Source organism: Vibrio sp. D173a, assembly GCF_030248475.1.
In genome coordinates, this window is sequence record NZ_JAHGAH010001165.1 from 1 (window position 1) to 1,318 (window position 1,318).

The following is a 1,318-nucleotide window of genomic DNA, read 5'->3' on the forward strand; positions in this document are numbered from 1 at the left end:
GTCGTATCGATATTCGACGCGGTTTATCTTCTCAATACGGCTCAGCATCGCAACAAAACGGTGAGTTTGAAGGCTGCATTAATGCTGTCTTTGATGGCACCCAACCACAATTTAACCAACCTCTTGTCGACACTTGGGGTGAACTTATGGAGCGAGTAAATAGTGATGAAGTTTAAAGCACTATTGTTTGATAAAGACGGCACCCTATTGGAATTCCACAAGATGTGGCTCAACGTTTCACGTGGTGCAAGTGAGCAAGTTAAAGCCTTCAGTGATAACCACCAAGGTAATCAAACTGTCACGGTTACTGAGTTACTCGTGGCTATCGGAGTTGAGGGCGATGTGGTTGATAACTATGGACTATTGGCTTCTAACCCAGTTGAAGATACCGCGATTGCATGGTTCAAAATGCTAGAACCTTCGATATCTCTGGCTGAGTTCACTCAAGTCACCAAGGCGGCTTTCAACAATCAAGTGGAAGAGAATCCAGAGTGGGTTGAAGCACTGCCGGGGGTAACGGAAAAGCTGACGTCGCTTAAGCAGCAAGGCATGTATTTGGGCGTGGCAACGGCTGACACCAAAGACTCTACCGTTTACACATTGGAGCAATCTGGCCTGAGCGAATTGTTCGATTACGTCGGCTACTCTGATGGCGATATCGAACCTAAGCCTGCGCCTGCATTACTAAATGCGTTCTGCGAGCAGTGTGGTATCGAGCCGCATGAAGTGATCATGTTTGGTGACACGGTATCGGACATGGAATTTGGTCGTAATGCTGGCGCTAAAAACGTGGGTGTACTCACTGGCACGGCAAATCATGGCGAATTAGAGCCAATGGCTGACATGGGGATTCATTCGGTTGCCAACTTCGACCCTCAAGAATTTAACGAATTGATTTAAGGACTGGTTATGGCTGAAGTAACCTTGAGAGGCGTTGAGAAGACTTACCCAAACGGCTTTAAAGCGGTACATGGTGTCGACCTCAATATTCAAGAAGGCGAGTTTATGGTGTTTGTTGGGCCGTCTGGCTGCGCCAAGTCCACCACACTTCGCATGATCGCTGGGCTAGAAGATATCTCAGAGGGCGATGTCTACATCGGAGATAAACGTGTTAACGATCTACCACCTAAAGATCGTGGTATCTCGATGGTATTTCAAAACTACGCGCTTTACCCGCATATGTCGGTCTATGACAACATGGCCTTTGGATTAAAGCAGCAAAAACTGCCAAAGCATGAGATCGACGAGCGCATTTCAGAGGCAGCGAAAACGTTAGATATCGAACACCTATTGAATAACAAACCGGGTGAAATGTCGG

At 47.0% G+C, this 1,318-nt stretch carries 2 protein-coding genes; both read left to right on the forward strand.

The features are described 5' to 3' along the window. Positions 1 to 165 precede the first annotated feature (165 nt). Positions 166 to 900, forward strand: a complete 735-nt coding sequence (locus tag KIV40_RS32045; protein ID WP_285353381.1) for an HAD family hydrolase — start codon at positions 166 to 168, stop codon at positions 898 to 900. A 9-nt stretch (positions 901 to 909) separates the two neighbouring features. Then, on the forward strand, positions 910 to 1,318 hold a 409-nt coding region (locus tag KIV40_RS32050; protein WP_285353380.1), incomplete at its 3' end, for an ABC transporter ATP-binding protein.

Bases quoted from the DNA above. Each gene is read 5' to 3' on its own strand.
- KIV40_RS32045 (WP_285353381.1), top strand. From the start codon at position 166: ATGAAGTTTAAAGCACTATTGTTTGATAAAGACGGCACCCTATTGGAA.